This is a genomic window from Acidovorax sp. DMC1 (assembly GCF_056314325.1).
On sequence record NZ_JBQUYO010000002.1, the window covers coordinates 192,728 to 210,797 of the forward strand.

Sequence of the window (18,070 nt, forward strand, 5' to 3'; positions counted from 1 at the left end):
GTCGTTGCCATGTCTTGTCGTACTGCTCGTACTGCATGCGACACAGCGCCTAGCCAGAACCGCTTCGCTGAGTTTTGTCAGCCGCTCTTAGGCTGCCGCCGCCAGTTCAGGCGCTTGGTACACCAGCACCTTCAGCGCCCGCTCCGGCTGCACATCGGCAAACACGGGTGGATTGGCCACACGCTCCACAAACCGCAGATCAGGCGCCAGCTCCTGCATCTGGTCCTGCAAAAAGGCCAGCCCCAGCTCAGGCGCATTGAGGCACAGCAGTGCATGGCCGCCAGGGGCCAGCAGGTCGGGCAGGCGGCGCATCAGGCGGGCGTAGTCCTTTGTGGCGACAAAGCTGCCCTTCTGGTAGCTGGGCGGGTCCACGATGACCAGGCCGTAGGGCCCACTGCGGTTGATCTTGCCCCAGCTGCTGAAGATGTCGTGCGGCAGGAAGGTGGCGCCCGAGGTGATGCCGTTGAGCTGGTGGTTCTGCTGTCCGATGCCAATGGCGCCATGGCTCATGTCCACATTGACCACTTGTTTGGCGCCAGCCTGCAGCGCCACCACAGAAAAAGCACAGGTGTAGGCAAACAGGTTCAGCACCTTGAGGCCGTAGCGGTCCTGGCTACGCGCGGCGGCGTAGTCGTGCACCCAGCGGCGGCCCGCGGCCATGTCCAGGAACAGGCCGTGGTTCTGGCCGCGCAGCACATGCACGCGGTAGCGCAGGCCCGCTTCAGTGACCACATGGGGGTCGGGCACGGCACCGGCCATCAGGCGCGTTTCGCTGCGCCCTTCAATGCGCAGGGCCTCGCCCCGATGCTGGAACACCCAGTTCAGCGGCTCGCCCGCAGGTGCAATTTGAGACCAGCGCACCTGCAGCGCAGCGCCAATGGTCTCCAGTTCGGCTTCGCTGGCTGGCGCAAAGCTGGTCAGCACCAGCACCGGCGGGTACGCGTCCAGCACCCACTGCTCGCAGCCCGGAAACAAACCACCCCGGCCGTGGAAGACGCGCTGGGCGTCGGTGGGCAGGGGCATGGCGGCAATGGCGTCGAGCAGGGCTTGCATGGAGAAGAATGGCGGCAAAAAAACAGTTTGAGAATCAAAACGGCACCAAGCGCTAGTCCATCATGCCTGAGCAGCTATTGATTCAATAGCAATTCCGCATTATCACCGCAGGCGCTGGCGCAGATACCCACCAGCGACAGCGAATGCCATCGGCCTACCTAGACCAGCGAATCGTCGCCAGACAGCCCCTGCCGCCCCAGCCACTGCTTGCGCGACGTGCGCAGCTTGAAGCGCTGACGGTAGGCCCCTGGCGTCACCCCCGCCACCCGGGTGAACACCTTGCGAAAACTGCCCGTGTCGTTGTAGCCGCATTGCTGCGCCACATCGTCCACCGTGAGGTAGGTGGTCTGCAGCAGCGCCTGGGCCTGGGCAATGCGCAGCCGGTGCAGGTAGTCCTGCGGTGTTTCGCCGTGCACCTGGGCAAACCAGCGCAGCAAGGTGCGTGGGCTGGTGGCCGCGGCGCGCGCCGTGGCCTGCAGGCTGTAGGGCTCGTTGCGGTGGTCCTGCAGCCAGCGCCGCGCCTGCTCCAGCGCGCCCGCAGCCAGGGGGTGGCCAGTAGGGGTCTCCATGGCGGTGGTGGCGGTCAGCTGGCGCTGGGGGTCGAACAGCAGCGCGTGCGATGCGGCCTGCGCCAGCTCGGCCGCCGGTGTCTGGGCCAGCAGGTCCAGCATGGCCGCCAGGGTGTCCTGCAGCGAGGCCGTGGTCCATAGGGCGCCATCGCGCTGCCAGGTTCGTTCCCGCTGCCAGATCACTTCAGCCGCATCGGCCGTTCTGGCGCCGCTCTCGCTGGACTGCAGCACGATGGACGGCGCAAAAACCCACGGCAACGCCGCCTTGCGCCCCGCCAGCAGGCCACAGTGCGCCAGCAGGCTGGACCCGTTGAACAGCGCCGCCACCAGCCCGCCCCGCTGCAGGTGGCCCCGCAGCATGGCGCCAAAGTGCTGGCTGTAGCGTTGACTGATCTCGCGCAATTGCGGCCCGGTAGGGACGAGCCAACCGGGGATGACGACCACATCCAGCACCTCTGGGCCCTGTTCTGCGCCGGGCACCGGCGGCGGTGCGGCATCGCGCTCCTGCGGCATGCGCAGCCAGAACCAGCGCACCACAGGCTGCGCGCCCCCGGGGCGCATCGCCGCCAGCATGTTCATGGCGCGCAGGGCGTCCACTGCAGCGGCGGCGGTGCTTGCAATGCTGCCGTGCCCCCAGAGGATGCCCACGTTCAGGCAGGACGGCAGTGCAGTTTTGGCAGTGGACATGGTGGCGATCTTGCCACCCTTTGTGGCCAAACCGCCACCGCTTGACAGTGTTACCGGGCAGTAGCATGACCATGCGACGACAGCGCCCCGCAGCCATTGCCTGCGTTGCGGGCCCACACAAACGGAGACACCCACCCATGCACGAACCCTCAACCCACCGCAGCCTTTCAATGGCCCTGACCACCCTGGCCGCGGCCTGCACCGCCCTCTTTCTGGCGGGCTGTGCCAGCCAGCCAGGCGCTGCAGGCACAGACCGCAACGTGACCATTGAGCGCACCAGCTACGGCATTCCGCACATAACCGCGAACGACCCCGAGTCGCTGGCCTATGGCGTGGCGTACGCCTACGCGCAAGACAACGTCTGCATGACGGCCGACCAGCTCGTCACCGCGCGCGGCCAGCGCAGCAGCACCTTCGGCGCCCAGACCATCGGGCTGCTGGGCCGCCGCTACATCCCCAACGCGCAGATCGACCTGTTCATGGCCGCCCACATGGACGACGCCATGCTGGAGCGCGCCTGGGCCCAGACCAGTGCCGAAACGCAGGCCCTGGCGCGCGGCTATGTGGCAGGCTACAACCGTTTTCTGGCCGACAACGCCGCCACGCTGCCCGAGGCCTGCCGGGGCAAGCCCTGGGTGCAACCCATGACCATGGCCCAGTACCGCCGCATGGCCGAGGTGGTGGCCGTGCAGGCCGGCATTGCCGCGCTGGCCGACGGCATGCTGGGCGCCCAGCCGCCCGCCGCCAAGGCGGCGCAGGCACCCGCCGCTGACGTGAACCTGGCCGATGCCGCCCAGGCGCTGCGCGATGTGGGCCTGCTCGACTCGCCCCTGGGCTCCAACGCCTGGGCCTTTGGCAAGGACGTGACGGCCAACGGCAGCGGCATGCTGCTGGGCAACCCGCACTTCCCGTGGAGCGGCCCCAACCGCTTCTATGAAATGCACCTCACCATCCCCGGTCAGATGGACGTGATGGGCGTGGGCATCGGCACCTACCCCATGGTCTCCATCGGCTTCAACAAGGACGTGGCCTGGTCGCACACGGTGTCCACCGGCAAGCGCTTCACCTTCTACGAAGTGATGCTGGCCGAAGGCGACCCCACCACCTACCTGGTGGACGGCATGCCCGAGAAGATGACCGCCCGCAAGGTCAGCGCGCAGATCCCCGGCCCGGACGGCAAGCTGCAGACGCAAGAGCACACCGTGTGGTCCACCCGCTGGGGCCCGCTGGTGGTGGTGCCCCGCGCGGGCCTGACCTGGAACGCCAAGACCGCCTACGCCCTGCGCGACGCCAACACCGGCAACACCCGCATGATGGATGCGGCCCTGGCCTTTGCGCGTGCCCGCTCGGTGCAAGACCTGCACAAGGCCCACGCCAACCTGGGCCTGCCCTGGGTGAACACCCTGGCGGCGGACCGCAGCGGCCAGACCATGTATGCCGACGTGAGCGTGGTGCCCGATGTGGACGCCGCCCAACTCGCCCGTTGCGCCCCCAGCCAGCCCGCCGCCGCACTGCGCGCTGCAGCCGGCCTGGTGGTGCTGAACGGATCACGCGCCGAGTGCGACTGGCGCCGCGACAGCGCATCACCCGTGCCGGGACTCATCCCCATCGGCCGCATGCCGGTGGCCTTCCGCACAGACTGGGTGCATAACAGCAACGACAGCTTTGTCTACACCCACCCCGGCCAGAAGTTTGACGGCATCTCGCCCTTGGTGGGCGACGCCAGCCTGACCCGGCCACGCACCCGCGCCGGTCTGGCGGAGATTCCTGAAATGCTCAGCCGCGGCAAGGTCACGCTGCAGGCCATCCAGGGCCAGTTGTTCGAGAACCGCAACTTCATGGCACAAGTGGTGGTGCCCGACCTGCTGGCCGCCTGCGACAAGGCGCCCACGGCCGAATCGCGCGACGGCTGCGCGGCCCTGAAAGGCTGGGACCGCCGCAACAACATCGATGCCCGCGGCGCCCATGTGTTCCGCGAGTTCTGGCGCACCGCGCGCAACATCCCCGGCGTGCACCGCGTGCCCTTCGACCCTGCGCAACCCGTGGCCACCCCGGCAGGCCTGAAGATGGATGACGCTGCCACCGCCGCCAAGGTGTGGGAGGCGCTGGACGGCGCCGTCAAAGCCATCCGCACCAGCGGCTACACGCTCGACGCCACGCTGGGCAGCGTGCAACGCCCCGCCATCACCGAAGAAGCGGTTGCGCTGCACGGCGGCGAGGAGTTTGAAGGCGTGCTCAACAACCTGGGCCGCCAGGAGCCCGCGCCCATCAACAAGGCAGGCCTGCGCATCGACTACGGCACCAGCTATGTGCAGACCGTGACCTTCGACGCCAAGGGCCCGGTGGCCCAGGCCATCCTGACCTACGGCCAGTCCACCAACCCCGCATCGCCCCACGCCAATGACCAGATGCGCGAGTTCTCGGCCAAGCGCTGGCACACCCTGCCCTTCCACCGCGACGACGTGGTGAAGGCGCGCGTGGGCGAGCCACTGCGGCTGGTGCGGCCCTGATGACCTGTGGGGGACGCTTTTTTACCGGGCGGTGCCTCGCAGCTCCAAGGCCACATGCTGCAGCAGCATGATGGTCTTGCCGTCCTGAATCGTGCCGTTGGCAATGCCCGCCAGGGCGTCGGCCAGCGGCATCTCGATCACCTCGATGTCTTCACCCTCCCCCTCCAGCCCACCGCCGCTGCGGATCCGGTCACCGGGGTCGTATTCCGCGATGAAAAAGTGCAGCTTTTCCGTCACCGAACCTGGGCTCATGTAGGCCTCGAACACCTTGCGCGGCTGGCGCACGCGGTAGCCGGTTTCTTCCTCGGCCTCGCGGCGGATGCAAGTTTCGGGGTCGTCGCCGTCGAGCAGGCCTGCGCAGGTCTCAATCAGCAGACCGTCGGCGCAGCCGTTGAGAAAAGCGGGCAGCCGGAACTGGCGCGTGAGTACCACCGTGCTACGGCGCGGATCGAACAACAGCAGCGCAGCGCCGTTCCCCCGGTCATAAGCCTCGCGGCTCATCGTCTGCCATTGGCCGTCGCGCCTGCGCTGTGAGCAGGTGACCTTGCGCAGCACATACCAGTTGTCGGAGAGCACTTGCACATCCAGCAGCTTCACATGCTCGGTGCGGGCGTTCAGCTCGGCGATGGGGACATCGGGCACGGCGCGGCTCATGCAAGGCTCCCTTTTGGCCGGCTTGGGTGGTGACATACGGCGGGCGCCTGCAGGAAGGCAGTGTGGTCTGGTGGTAAGTACATGGTTTTGACAAGATTGATTTACGCAATATCATGCACAAACATGCAACTTCGTGCAATCACCGGATTTAACCCTTCATGCTGACCACCCAACGCAAACAGCTGCTGCTGGCTCGACTTCAGCAAGACGGCCAGATCGTGGCCAAGGCCTTCAGCGAGGAGCTGGGGATCTCGGAAGACACCGTACGGCGTGACCTGCGCGAGCTGGCGGCCGAGGGCCGCTTGCAGCGTGTGCACGGCGGCGCCCTGCCCGCCTCGGCCGCCATGGGCAATCTGCAGGCGCGTGAGCAGCTGGCCCCCGATGACAAGCGCGCCCTGGGCCGCGCCGGGGCCGCGCTGGTGTTGCCCGGCCAGGTCGTGATCCTGGACGGAGGCACCACATCGCTGCAGGTGGTGCAGCACCTGCCGCTGGACTTGCGCGCCACCGTGGTCACGCACAGCCCGGCCGTGGCCGTGGCGCTGGCTACGCACACGCAAGTGGAGGTGCTGGTGCTGGGGGGGCGCTTGTTCCGCCACTCGATGGTGAATGTGGGGGCCAGCGTGGTCGAGGCCGCAGGCCAGTTGCGGGCCGACCTGTACCTGATGGGCGTGACCGGTGTGCATGCCGAGGCCGGCCTGACCACGGGAGACTTCGAGGAAGCCGCCGTCAAGCGCGCCCTGCACCAGCGGGCGGCAGAGACAGTGGTGCTGGCCTCCCTCGACAAGCTGGGTACGGCATCGCCGTTCAGCGTGGCCCCCTTGCGCGAACTGGCCGCGTTGGTGGTGCCCGCCGCCACGCCACAGGCGCTGCGCAAAAAGCTGCAGGCCGGAGGGGCCAAGGTAGAGATTGCCGCAGGCTGATCCTGCAAACAGGCAATCAGGCAGCAGCGGCGCCACCGCCCTGGCGCAGGTGCGCGACCAGGGCTGCGGCGAAGCCGGTCAGAACGGTCCCCTTGCGCACGCAAATCTGCAGGTCGCGCTGCGCCCAAGGCTCGTCAAGCTCCACCAGCACCGGCGGCTCGCTCAGGCCCGCCACCTGCAGGGCCGCACCCCGGGGCACCAGGCCGATGCCCACGCCCGCGCCCACCATGCGGCACACGGCCTCGAAGCTGCGCACCTGAATGCGCACATCCAGGTGCCGCCCCAGCGCGGCGGCGGCATTGGTCGTGAAGGTGTGGATGGCCGAGCCCGCGTGCAGCATCACAAAGGCCTGGTCCAGCACCTCGGCAAAGCCCACGCGGCCACGCCCTGCCAGTGCATGGCCTGCGGGCACGATGAGCACCAGGCGGTCCTGCCGGTAGGGCGCCAGCTCCACCCCGGCGCCCGTGCCGCTGTCTGCCAGCACGCCCACCTCGATTTCGCCATTGGCCACGGCCACCACAATTTCGGCGCTGGTGCGCTCTTCCAGGCTCACGCTGACCTGGGGGTGCCGCTTGAGAAAGCCCGCCAAGTCGTCCGGCAAAAAGGTATGGGTGGCATGTGTGTTGGCCCACAGGCTCACATGGCCGCGAATGCCGGTGGCAAAGGGCGAGAGGTTGGCATGCATCTGCTCAATGCTGGCCAGCACTTGGCGGGCGTTGCGCAGCAGTGCCTCGCCTGCACGGGTCAGCGCCACACCGCGCGTCTGGCGCTCGAACAGGGACGTGTTCAGCGCCTCCTCCAGCCGCCGCAGCCGGTGGCTGGCCGACGACGGCGCCAGGTAGGCACGTGCGGCGCCGCGTGTGAGGTTGCGCTCTTCGGCAATGGCGACAAACAGGCGCAGGTCGGTCAGGTCGTAGTTCAAAGCGGGCCCCTGGCGTTCGCCAGTAACGAACGCATGCTTGCTGGATCAGCAATTGTGCCTTGCAGCATTCAAAGGCAGGATGCCAGCCATTCCGATACAAAGTATGCAAATCGTTCGGCCGAACCGCACGAAACGCGCAAAACCACTCTATGCCCTGGAAAAACTGGTCCTCCGAACGCCTTGGTCTCGCCCTTGCCATACTTGCGGCGTTGGGTTTCTCCTTCAAAGCCATTTTTGTGAAGCTGGCCTATGCTGTGCCGCAGGCCGTGCCGGTAGACTCCGTCACCCTGCTGTGCCTGCGCATGGCGTTTTCGGTGCCCGTGTTCGCCTGGGTGGGCTGGCGCGCCAGCCGCAACCTGGCCCCGCTGGCGGGGCGCGACTGGCTGGCCATCGTGGCGCTGGGCCTGCTGGGCTACTACGGCGCGAGCATTCTCGACTTCATCGGCCTGCAGTACATCACCGCCAGCCTGGAGCGGCTGATCCTCTTCACCTACCCTACGCTCACCATCGTGATCGGCGTGCTCTTCATGGGCAAGCGGGCATCTCGCCAGGAGCTGGGTGCGCTGTTGCTGTCCTACGCAGGCATTGGTCTGGCCTTTGCGCACGACCTGCATGTGGCGGGCGATTCGCACGCCGTGTTGGTGGGCGCAGGGTTTGTGTTTGGCTCGGCCGTGTCGTATGCGTTCTACCAGGCGGGCAGCGAGCCTGCCATCCGCCGCATGGGCGCGGCGCGCTTCACGGCGCTGGCGATGCTGGTCTCCACGGGCGCCACACTGCTGCATTTTGTGGTGTCGCAGCCTGCGGGTACGCTGGTGCAGCCTGCGCCGGTCTACCTGCATGCGCTGGGCATGGCTGTGTTCTCCACGGTGTTGCCGGTGTTCATGACCTCGGCCGCGATCCGCCGCATCGGTGCCTCCAAGACCGCGCTGATCGGCACATTGGGGCCCATCCTGACAATCTTTTTTGGCGTCTGGCTGCTGGATGAACCGTTGACCTGGTGGCAGATGGGTGGTGCGGCGCTGGTGCTCGCGGGGGTGATGTTGATCGGGCGCCGCAGCGCACCCACACCCTTGCCGAAGGCCGCCAAGCCTGCGATGTAGACCCGCCGTCTGCCGGACTGACTGGCTAGGGCAGGTTTTCCCGAAAGATGACCTGGCTGCGAGTGACCTCCACGCCGCTCGTGGCGTCCCGCCCGTCCCGCAGGTTGGCAAAGATGCGCACGCAGTTCATCACCGCGCCGAGCGGGTTCTGGGTGATGACCGCATCCATGGTGCCGTCGATCAGCAGCGCGCGGGTGTCCGGCGTGAGGCCGTGGCCGATAAAGACCACCTTGTGCTCCAGCCCAGCTTCCTTGAGGGCGCGGCCGATGCCTTCGGCGCCGCCGCCGATGTTGTAGATGCCGGCCAGGTCCGGGTGCTGCTCCAGCAGGCTGCGCGCCTGCTGGTAGTTGCGCTCGGCATCGTCCTGGCCCTCGCGCACGCCCACCACCTGCACCAGCGGAAACTGCTCTTCAAACAAGTGCAGAAAGCCCGCCTCGCGCTCCTCATGCGCGCGGTAGCGCAGCGAGCCCACGATCATCGCCACGCGGGCGTTGCGGCTGTGCGCCAGCGGGCCCATGAAGCGGGCAATGAGGTAGCCCGCGGTGCGGCCCGCGGCGCGGTTGTCCAGGCCCACATAGGCCGCCCGGCGCGAGCTCGACAGGTCCGAGATCAGCGTGACGGTGGGCACACCTTGATCGGCCAGTTGGGCCACGGCTTCACGCACCACGGGGTGCTCCAGCGCCATGAAGGCAATGCCGTCGCAGCGCTTGCCATGGTGCAGTAGCGCTTTGGCCAAAGCATCTGGGTTGAAGCTCTCGATGTAGGCCGCCTGGCAGCGCACGTTGAACGGTGCCCAGTGCTCCTGCGCGTAGCCGATCACGTCACCCAGCATCTGCAAAAAGCGGTTGCTGCCTTCGGGGATCAGAACCATCAAACGCAGGGGCTGTGGCTGGGCCTGCAGCGTCGCGTGCGCCTCTGCCTGCGGCAAATACCCCAGGCTGATGGCCGCCTGCATCACGCGCTGCACGGTGGCACTGCGTACGCCCGCGCGCTGGTTGAGCACCCGGTCCACCGTGGCGGTGGAGACGCCGGACAACTTGGCGATATCGGGGATGCGGGGGTGTTTGGACATAAAAACCAATCAAATTCCATCATATTGTTTGCTGGTATTTGATGAATTCTACGGATAGTATCACTGCAGCTTCGGTGCCGAAAGGCATCAAATTCGATCAGTACAAACCCTAGATTGCGGCGGCACAGACCGACTGCACAGGAGACAAGTCCATGCCTGATAGCCCTTCTTCCTTCCGCCGACGTTCGCCCTGCACCGCCCGCCTGGGCTAGATCGCTGCTGCGGCTCCATGCAATACGAATTCGACTTTGCCAGCGTGCTGGCGAACTGGCCCCAGTTTCTGCAAGGGGCTTGGATGACCATCCTGCTGTCCTTCCCGGCCACCGTCTTCGGCTTTGTCGGCGGCACGCTTCTGGCCATTGGCCGGCGCGGCCACACCCCTTGGGTGGCCAAGGCCTGTGGCGCCTACGTGGAAGTGCTCCGCAACACGCCGCTGCTGGTGCAGGTGTTCCTGGTGTTCTTTGGCCTCGCCAGCCTGGGCTGGAGGGTGCCTGCGTTTGCGGCGGCGTTGCTGACGCTGGTGATCAACGTGGCGGCCTACACCTGCGAAATCATGCGCGCCGGCATGGACTCCATCCACAAGGGCCAGATCGAGGCCGCCGAATGCCTGGGCCTGACGCGGCGGCAGGTGTACTGGCATGTGGTGCTGCGTCCTGCCATGGAGAAGGTCTACCCGGCGCTCACCAGCCAGTTCGTGCTGCTGATGCTGGCCTCGTCCATCACCTCGCAGATCTCGGTGGAGGAGCTCACGGCCATCGCGGCCCGCGTGCAGTCTGAAACCTTCCGCCCCTTCGAGGCCTACATCCTGGTCGCCGTGGCCTACCTGGTGCTGTCGCTGCTGATGCGTGCCGGGCTGTGGCTGTTTGGCCAGATCGTGTTCACGCGCCAACGCAAACTGAGGAGCGCCAAATGATCGACGGTGGACTGAATGCCTACCACCTGCAGTACCTGCTGTTCGGCGCGCTGTGGACCATCGGCCTGTCGCTGATCGCCTTTCTGGGCGGCGGGCTTGCCGGGGGCGTGATTGCGCTGTGCCGCGTCAGCCCCATCAAGGCGGTGCGCTGGGCCGCGATTGCGTGGATCCAGATCATCCAGGGCACGCCGCTGCTGGTGGTGCTGTTCCTGTGCTACTTCGGCCTGTCCATCATGGGGCTGGAGCTGCCCGCCATCGTGGCCGCCAGCATCGCGATGATTGTTTACGTCAGTGCCTACCTGGGCGAGATCTGGCGCGGCTGCATCGAATCGGTGCCGCGCACGCAGTGGGAGGCGGCCGAATGCCTGGCCCTGTCGCGCACCCAGCGCATGCGGCTGGTGGTGCTGCCCCAGGCGGTGCGCATTGCCACCCCGCCCACGGTGGGCTTCATGGTGCAGATCGTCAAGAACACGTCGCTCGCGTCGATCGTGGGGTTCATCGAGCTGGTGCGTGCCGGGCAGCTCATCAACAACTCTATCTTCCAGCCGTTCACCGTGTACCTGCTGATTGCCATCGTTTACTTCGCGATGTGCTACCCGTTGTCGGTATGGAGCCGCAAGCTGGAGCAGCGCCAGCAGTTTGGAAACCGTGGCACAGCCACCCATTCTGTGACCACCGCATGAAACAAGAAGACACCATGAACCTCGCCCGAGACGCTGCCGTGCAACCCTCCCAGCCAGCGGCTTCGCCTGCGCACACCGTCGTTGAGCTGAAGGATGTGCACAAGAGCTTTGGCAGCAACCAGGTACTCAAGGGCGTGTCGTTCGCCATCCCCAAGGGCCAGGTGGTGGCCATCATCGGCAAGAGCGGGTCGGGCAAAAGCACGGCGCTGCGCTGCATCGACCGGCTGGAGATCATCGACAGCGGCACCATCCACGTGTGCGGCCATGCGGTGCACGACCCGGCCATCGACCTGCGCCAGCTGCGCCAGGACGTGGGCATCGTGTTCCAGAGCTACAACCTGTTCCCGCACCTGACGGTGGAGCAGAACATCACGCTCGCCCCCAAGGCCGTCAAGAACCTGTCCGCCGCCCAGGCGCGCGCCATTGCCGCCCGCACCCTGCAGCAGGTGGGCCTGGCCGACAAGGCACAGGCTTACCCCGAGCAGCTTTCGGGCGGCCAGCAGCAGCGCGTGGCCATTGCCCGGTCGCTGGCGATGGAGCCGCAGGTGATGCTGTTCGACGAAGTGACCTCGGCCCTGGACCCGCAGCTCACCGGCGAGGTGCTGCGCGTCATCGAATCGCTGGCCCAAGGCGGCATGACCATGGTGCTGGTCACCCACGAGATGGAATTTGCCGCGCGCGTGGCCGACACCGTGATCTACATGCACGAGGGCAAGGTCTGGGAGACCGGCCCCGGCGACATGCTGAAGAACCCGCAAACGGCCGAGCTGCGCGACTTTCTGTCGCACGGGCTGTGATCCGTTCCTTTTTTTGATTCCCTTGCCAAAAACCACCAGGAGACATTTCACATGACCGCTTCACGTACCCGCATCCTGCGCCGCGCCCTGCTCGCCACCGCCGCAGCCGCCCTGTGCCTGCCCGCCATGGCAGACCTGGCCGAGATCAAGTCCGCCGGCAAACTGCGCGTGGGCATCGACTTTGGCGCGCCGTTCTATGGCTATGTGGACGAGAAGATGAAGCCTGTGGGCTCGGACGTGGAAGCGGCCGAGTTGCTGGCCAAGGACCTGGGGCTGACGCTGGAGATCGTGAACACCACCAACTCCGCGCGCATCCCCAACCTGCTGTCGAACAAGGTGGACCTGATCATCTCGTCGCTCTCCATCACGCCCGAGCGCCAGAAGGCCGTGGACTTCTCCATGCCCTACGGCGCCATCCAGGCGGCCGTGGGCGCGCCCAAGGGCCTCAAGCTCACCAGCATCGACGACCTGGCCGGCAAGACGGTGGCCGTAACGCGCGGTGGCCCGCAGGACAAGATCGTGACCGAACGCGCGCCGCAGGCCAAGGTGGTGCGCTTTGACGACGAATCCGCCTCCATCACCGCCGCCGCCACGGGCCAGGCCGACATCGTGGCCATCACGCCGCCCATCATCGCGGCCATTGCCAAGAAGAACCCCGCCCGCGAGTTCGAGACCAAGTTCATCCTGCAGTCCTACCAGCTGGGCATGGCCATGCGCAAGGGCCAACCCGAGCTGATGAAGGCCGTCAACGGCTGGATCAAGACCAACCTGACCAACGGCAAGCTCAACGACATCCACCTGAAGTACGCGGGCGTGCCGATCCCCAAAGAAATCATCGACGGCGCCAAGTAAGCGCCTTCCAACCCAGCGCCTGCAACGTGGGGCGGCATGACGGGCGGTGGGCCATGCCACCCGCCCGGCTGCGCCCTGCCCCGCACCATCACCACCAAAGGAAATTCTTATGAGCCGTCATTTCGGCGCCATCCGCCAGCTGGGCTATGTGGTCCACGACATCGAAGCCGCAATGGACTATTGGAGCAAGACCCTGGGCGTCGGCCCCTGGTTCTACAACCCCAAGGTTCCGATCAAGAACTACGTCTACCGGGGCGAGTCGCACGAGCCGCACAACTCTGTGGCGCTGGCCAACTCGGGCTACGTGCAGGTCGAGCTGATCCAGACCCGCAACGAGGTGCCCTCGATGTACCGCGACTTTTTGCAGGCCGGGCGCACCGGGCTGCAGCACGTGGCCTACTGGACCAGCGACTACGACGCTGACCTGGCGCGGCTGACCGCCCAGGGCTTCAAGGCGGTGATGAGCGGCGAGGTGGGTGAAAAGGGCCGGTTTGTGTACTTCGACACCGAGTACCACCCGGGCACGGTGATCGAGCTGTCGGAAGTGGCTGGCCCCAAAGGCCGCATGTTCGACCTGATCCGCGCCGAGTCGGAAACCTGGGACGGCAAGACCGACGCGGTGCGCCCCTTTCCGGACCTCTCCAAGATCTGATTTCAAGCTAAATAGCCCTTTACCGCCTGTCCATAAAGCGCTAGCAGCTATCAAAACCATAGTGCACTCTGCCCATGTCCCCAGACCGCTTTGAAGCCACCTATCTGATCGAAACCCCGCTGGACCCCGCCCACGTGGCCGAGGTACTGGCGGGCGAGCAATCGTGTGGCACCTTCACCCGGGTGGAGGGCGAGACCGATGCGCTGCGCGAACGCGCCCGCGCCACGGTCGAATCCATCGAGCTGCTGGACGTGGCGCTCGTCCCCTCGCTGCCCAACGGCTGGATGCAGCGGCGCGGCATGTTCGGCACGCCGCAGACCTGGCAGCGCGCCCGGCTGCGCGTGAGCTTTCCGTGCGGCAACATCGGCCCCAACCTGCCGACGCTGGCAGCCACGGTGTCGGGCAACCTGTTCGACCTGGGCGAGGTCACCGGCTTGCGACTGGAGTCGATGAAGCTGCCTTGCGCCTACCGCGAGCAGTTTGACCTGCCCCGCCAAGGTATTGCAGGCACACGCGCGCTGACCGGCGTGCAGGGCCGGCCGCTCATCGGCACCATCATCAAACCCAACGTGGGTTTATCGGCCGAAGAAACCGGTGAACTGGCGGGCCGCCTGTGCGCCGCCGGGGTGGACTTCATCAAGGATGACGAGGTGTGCGCCAACCCGGTGCACGCCCCGCTGGCCGACCGCGTGAAATCCGTGATGCGCCGTGTGCGCGCCCACCAGGACAAGACCGGCAAGCTCGTGATGGTGGCGTTCAACATCACCGACGAGACCGATGCCATGCGCCGCCATGCCGACCTGATTGCCGCCGAGGGTGGCAGTTGTGTGATGGTCAGCCTGAACTGGTGCGGCTACTCCGCCGTGCAGACGCTGCGCCGCCACACACAGCTGGCCTTGCACGGCCACCGCAATGGCTACGGCGCCCTGTCGCGCCACCCGTTGCTGGGCTTTTCGTTCAACGCCTGGCAGACGCTGTGGCGCCTGGCGGGTGTGGACCACATGCATGTCCACGGCCTGCAGGGCAAGTTCTCGCAGACCGATGAGGAAGTGATCGAATCCGCCCACGACACCCTGGCCCCGCTGTGCGAAGGGCTGGACGACCGCGTGCTGCCTGCGTTCTCCAATGGTCAATGGGCTGGCACCGTGCCCGCCACCTGGGACAGCGTGCGCAGCAACGATCTGCTGTTCATGTCCGGCGGCGGTATTCTGGCCCACCCCGATGGCGCGGCTGCTGGCGTGGCCAGCCTGCAGCAGGCGTGGGACGCGGTGCAGAACGGCAAGACGCTGGCCCAGCGCGCGGAACATGCCGTTGAACTGCGCCACGCCATTGACTTCTTTGGCAAGAAGCACTGAACCATGTCCACCACAGCTCCCCGGTTTGGCTGGTACGCCGACGACTTCACCGGAGCCACCGACACCCTGGCCGTACTCGCACGGGCAGGCCTGCGGTCCATGCTGTTCATGGGCGTGCCCAGCGCAGAAGCTTTGATCGCAGCCGGGCCGCTGGACGCCGTGGGCATTGCAGGCGCCGCGCGCGCCATGCCGCCCGAGGCCATGCGCGCAGAACTGGCACCCGTGGGCCGCTTTTTCAGGCAGATCGCGCCCAACGTGTTGCACTACAAGGTGTGCTCCACCTTCGACAGTGCACCCCATGTGGGCAACATTGCCTGCGCCATCGAAACACTGCACCCCAGCGTGGAGAACCGCTGGGTACCCATCCTCGGCGGCCAGCCCAGCCTCGGCAGATACTGCGCCTTCAGCAACCTGTTTGCCGCAGCCGGCACAGGTGGAGCCGTCTACCGCATCGACCGGCACCCGACGATGCAGCGGCACCCGGTGACGCCCATGGCAGAAGCCGACTTGCGGGTGCACCTGGCACAACAGGGTTTGCAAGGCATCACGGCACTGCATTACCCGCTGTACGAAGCAGACGCCTTGCCCGGCTCTCTGAACACCCTGCTGGGCCATGGCGCGACCGCTGTGCCCGAGGTGTCCAATGTGTCCGATACGCCCTTCGTGCCTACGCTGCTCGACCTGACCAGTGCAGACCAGCTGGCCAGCGTGGGGCACCTGCTGTGGCAACAAGCCCAGCGCGCCCGCCTGCTCGCCGTGGGGCCCAGCTCCGTGGCCCAGGCGCTGATCGCGTGCTGGGACGCGCAGGTCAGCGCACCCGCCTCTGCCTTGGCACCATCGCCTGGACCTGTATTCGCCTGGGCGGGCAGCCTGTCACCCATCACAGCGGCCCAGGTCCAGGCCGCAACGTCCTATCAGCGCATCCCGGTGGACGCGCACCAGCTGGCCCATGACACCGACTACGCCCAGGCCATCCAACGCGCGATATGCGCCGGGCTGCAGCAGTGCCATCACGTGCTGGCCTACACCGGGCCCACGGACGGCGCCTCTGCCCCGTCCGGTGGTGCCTCAGCGGCCGTCGCCCCCGCCAGTGCGGCCCTGGTCGCCCGCGTGGTGCAGGCGCAGGCCGACAACGGTACGCCGCTGCGGCGCGTTGGCATTGCGGGGGGCGACACCTCCAGCCACGCAGTGCAGGCACTGCATCTGTGGGGGCTGTCGTACCACACCACGGTCTGCCCCGGGGTCACGCTGAGCCGCGCGCACAGTACAGACCCGTCGCGCCACGGGCTGGAGCTGATGCTCAAGGGGGGGCAGATGGGCGGAACGGACCTTTTCGAAAGACTGCTGGGCGCGGGCTGACGGAAATATCCAGGCGATAAAAAGCCCGCACATGGCGGGCTACTGGGCAGGCCTTGCGCGAAGGCCCGAGGGAAAAGCAGTGCGGCAGGCACGCCCACCGCCATCCCATCACACGCGAGGCACCGGGGTCCCCGAGTTCACGCACAGCGCCATGTTCAGCGCCTTGATGGCGGTCTTGTAGTCCTCGCGTTCGATCACGAACTGCATGTTCACCTGGCGCAGGGTCTGGGACACGCAATTCACGTTGACGCGGGCATCGGCCAGCGCCTGCGCAGCCTTGGCCAGCACGCCGGGGATGCCGATGTTGGAGCCAATGGTGCACACGATCGCGCTGGGCTTGATCGTCACGACCTGGTAGTCCTTCTGCAGCTCAGCCACCAGCTCGGGTGTGACCTGGTTGTCCCACACCAGATGGGCGATGGAGTTGGCGTTGGTCGCCTTGAGGATGTAGCTCACATCGTGCTTACAAAACACGTTCATCAGGCCCGCATCAAAGCCGACGGTACCCACCATGCTGGGGTCGTGGATTTCGATCAGCGTGACCTTGTCGGTGCCGGTCACGATCTCGACGCGCGCGCGCTCGCCCACGAAGTCTTTGGTGATGAGCGTGCCGGGGTGGTCGGGCTCAAACGTGTTCTTCAGGCGGATCGGGATGCCGGCCAGTTCCATGGGCTTGGCGGCCTTGGGATGGATGGCTTCCATGCCCACGTCGGCCAGCTGGTCGGCCACGTCGTAATTGGTGGCGCCGACGACGATGGCGTTTTCCAGGCCCACCAGGTTGGGGTCGGCAGACGAGAGGTGGAATTCCTTATGGATCACGGCCTCGGCAGGGCGCACTTCCACGGCAATCTTGCTGAAGGTGACTTCGGAGTAACCCCGGTCAAACTCGCGCATGATGCCTTCGGTGCCCTTGGTGTAGCCCGTGGCAACGACCACCTTGTCGGAGAGGTCCAGGCCCTTGAAGCTGTGGGCGATGCGCTCGTCAATCGTCCAGGCTTCGTTGTCGTCAAAACCGGCCAGGTCCATCAGCAGGGCATTGACGCCGTTGGCCTTGAGGATCTCGACGGAGTTGAACGCGCTGTGCGACTCGCCAATCGAGGCCAGCACTTCGCGCGCCGCGAGCAACACGTCCTTACGGCTGAGATAGCCGCTGGCCAGCACGTGTTGCATTGCGTTCAGATATTCGCGTGCCTGGGCAATGCGCTGATCAATAAAGGCATCGGCCACATCCAGCGGCAGGCCCAGGTCGGCATAGCCCGCGTTGAGCTTTTTCAGGCTGGCAGCCAGTTGGGTCAGCGCGTCCTGGTAGCCCTTGCCTTCGGCAAACAAGGCATAGATGCCGCGCTCGCCCGTTTTCTTGTGCTCCAGCAACTGGTTCGTGACGCCCGAGTAGGCGGACACCACGTAAATCCGGCCGTTGATGCGCTTGGGGTCGTGCAGCACGATGTGGCGCAACACATCGCCAAAGGCGGTCATCGAGGTGCCGCCAATCTTCTCGACAGAGATCTTGGAGTTTTGAACGTCTTGCATGGACAGGCTCAGGGGAGCAAAAAGGTTGGAAAGCTGGACGGGTGCTCTGCCAAGGGGCTCAGCGGCAGGAAACCCTCTATTTTCCACGACTTTTACCGGGGCACTTTGACGCAGGCCATCTTGATACAGGTGCCGTCAGCGCTCGAATAGCGTGGACCTGCGAAGCAGACGCAGGCCCCAGGCGCCGATCCATCACCAGACTGGGGACGTGGCGGCGTTTAGGAGAGTGGCTCGGGGGGCGCTGCGGCGGCCTCTTCGGCGCACAGGCCCCATTGGTCCCAGTCCTCGCCAAACAGCTCTGCAGGGTGCTGAGTGCGGTCAGAGCCATTGCCGCAGCGCATGGCATTGGCTGGGCAGTAACGATCGCACCCCCAGCACACCCGCTCCGGATGGGCGGGGGCTTGGGGGAACCTTTTGGCTGCTGCCATGGCGGCGCTCAGGC

The 18,070-nt window shown here is 66.1% G+C and carries 17 protein-coding genes; 10 read left to right on the plus strand and 7 right to left on the minus strand.

What is annotated here, in order from left to right:
* Window positions 1-87: 87 nt before the first annotated feature.
* Both ACT531_RS05310 and ACT531_RS05315 read right to left on the minus strand, forming a co-directional pair.
* Window positions 88-1,053 carry a class I SAM-dependent methyltransferase gene (locus tag ACT531_RS05310; protein ID WP_476016746.1) on the minus strand — a complete coding sequence of 322 codons (966 nt, stop codon included), beginning with the start codon at window positions 1,051-1,053 and terminating at the stop codon, window positions 88-90.
* Between the two features lie 158 nt (window positions 1,054-1,211).
* The gene (locus ACT531_RS05315; RefSeq protein WP_476016747.1) at window positions 1,212-2,309 is read right to left on the minus strand and encodes a GlxA family transcriptional regulator; all 1,098 of its coding nucleotides are present in this window, start codon (window positions 2,307-2,309) and stop codon (window positions 1,212-1,214) included.
* Window positions 2,310-2,446: 137 nt separating this feature from the next.
* On the opposite strand from ACT531_RS05315, the gene ACT531_RS05320 reads away from it, so the two are divergent.
* Window positions 2,447-4,819 carry a penicillin acylase family protein gene (locus ACT531_RS05320; protein ID WP_476016748.1) on the plus strand — a complete coding sequence of 791 codons (2,373 nt, stop codon included), beginning with the start codon at window positions 2,447-2,449 and terminating at the stop codon, window positions 4,817-4,819.
* 21 nt (window positions 4,820-4,840) lie between these two features.
* On the opposite strand, the gene ACT531_RS05325 is transcribed toward ACT531_RS05320, so the two are convergent.
* Window positions 4,841-5,473 (minus strand): NUDIX domain-containing protein, encoded by a 633-nt coding sequence (locus tag ACT531_RS05325; RefSeq protein ID WP_476016749.1) that lies wholly within the window; start codon window positions 5,471-5,473, stop codon window positions 4,841-4,843.
* A gap of 158 nt (window positions 5,474-5,631) precedes the next feature.
* On the opposite strand from ACT531_RS05325, the gene ACT531_RS05330 reads away from it, so the two are divergent.
* Complete coding sequence (locus ACT531_RS05330) at window positions 5,632-6,393, plus strand: DeoR/GlpR family DNA-binding transcription regulator (RefSeq protein WP_476016750.1); 762 nt, start codon at window positions 5,632-5,634, stop codon at window positions 6,391-6,393.
* 16 nt (window positions 6,394-6,409) lie between these two features.
* Here the strand turns inward: ACT531_RS05330 and ACT531_RS05335 are convergent, their stop codons facing one another.
* Entirely contained in the window at window positions 6,410-7,315 is a 906-nt protein-coding gene (locus ACT531_RS05335) for a LysR substrate-binding domain-containing protein (RefSeq protein ID WP_476016751.1), read from the minus strand.
* A 149-nt stretch (window positions 7,316-7,464) separates the two neighbouring features.
* Here ACT531_RS05335 and ACT531_RS05340 point away from each other — a divergent pair, with 149 nt between their 5' ends.
* Window positions 7,465-8,415, plus strand: a complete 951-nt coding sequence (locus ACT531_RS05340; protein WP_476016752.1) for a DMT family transporter — start codon at window positions 7,465-7,467, stop codon at window positions 8,413-8,415.
* A 25-nt stretch (window positions 8,416-8,440) separates the two neighbouring features.
* Here ACT531_RS05340 and ACT531_RS05345 read toward each other — a convergent pair whose 3' ends face one another.
* A complete protein-coding gene (locus ACT531_RS05345; RefSeq protein WP_476016753.1) occupies window positions 8,441-9,487 on the minus strand; it encodes a LacI family DNA-binding transcriptional regulator in 1,047 nt (348 codons plus the stop codon).
* Window positions 9,488-9,716: 229 nt separating this feature from the next.
* Here ACT531_RS05345 and ACT531_RS05350 point away from each other — a divergent pair, with 229 nt between their 5' ends.
* From ACT531_RS05350 to ACT531_RS05380, 7 genes are all read left to right on the plus strand, one after another.
* Window positions 9,717-10,400 carry an amino acid ABC transporter permease gene (locus ACT531_RS05350; RefSeq protein WP_476016754.1) on the plus strand — a complete coding sequence of 228 codons (684 nt, stop codon included), beginning with the start codon at window positions 9,717-9,719 and terminating at the stop codon, window positions 10,398-10,400.
* A complete protein-coding gene (locus tag ACT531_RS05355; RefSeq protein WP_476016755.1) occupies window positions 10,397-11,083 on the plus strand; it encodes an amino acid ABC transporter permease in 687 nt (228 codons plus the stop codon). The genes ACT531_RS05350 and ACT531_RS05355 overlap by 4 nt, the downstream gene beginning before the upstream one ends.
* Window positions 11,084-11,097: 14 nt before the next feature.
* Window positions 11,098-11,880 carry an amino acid ABC transporter ATP-binding protein gene (locus ACT531_RS05360; protein ID WP_476016756.1) on the plus strand — a complete coding sequence of 261 codons (783 nt, stop codon included), beginning with the start codon at window positions 11,098-11,100 and terminating at the stop codon, window positions 11,878-11,880.
* A 51-nt stretch (window positions 11,881-11,931) separates the two neighbouring features.
* The gene (locus ACT531_RS05365; RefSeq protein WP_476016757.1) at window positions 11,932-12,732 is read left to right on the plus strand and encodes a transporter substrate-binding domain-containing protein; all 801 of its coding nucleotides are present in this window, start codon (window positions 11,932-11,934) and stop codon (window positions 12,730-12,732) included.
* A 109-nt stretch (window positions 12,733-12,841) separates the two neighbouring features.
* Window positions 12,842-13,384 carry a VOC family protein gene (locus tag ACT531_RS05370; protein ID WP_476016758.1) on the plus strand — a complete coding sequence of 181 codons (543 nt, stop codon included), beginning with the start codon at window positions 12,842-12,844 and terminating at the stop codon, window positions 13,382-13,384.
* Between the two features lie 74 nt (window positions 13,385-13,458).
* Complete coding sequence (locus tag ACT531_RS05375; RefSeq protein ID WP_209819585.1) at window positions 13,459-14,739, plus strand: ribulose-bisphosphate carboxylase large subunit family protein; 1,281 nt, start codon at window positions 13,459-13,461, stop codon at window positions 14,737-14,739.
* A gap of 3 nt (window positions 14,740-14,742) precedes the next feature.
* The gene (locus ACT531_RS05380; protein ID WP_476016759.1) at window positions 14,743-16,098 is read left to right on the plus strand and encodes a four-carbon acid sugar kinase family protein; all 1,356 of its coding nucleotides are present in this window, start codon (window positions 14,743-14,745) and stop codon (window positions 16,096-16,098) included.
* A 108-nt stretch (window positions 16,099-16,206) separates the two neighbouring features.
* Here the strand turns inward: ACT531_RS05380 and ACT531_RS05385 are convergent, their stop codons facing one another.
* Both ACT531_RS05385 and ACT531_RS05390 read right to left on the minus strand, forming a co-directional pair.
* Entirely contained in the window at window positions 16,207-17,628 is a 1,422-nt protein-coding gene (locus tag ACT531_RS05385) for an aspartate kinase (RefSeq protein WP_436139307.1), read from the minus strand.
* 218 nt (window positions 17,629-17,846) lie between these two features.
* Complete coding sequence (locus tag ACT531_RS05390; RefSeq protein WP_476016760.1) at window positions 17,847-18,056, minus strand: DUF3079 domain-containing protein; 210 nt, start codon at window positions 18,054-18,056, stop codon at window positions 17,847-17,849.
* Between the last annotated feature and the right edge of the window lie 14 nt (window positions 18,057-18,070).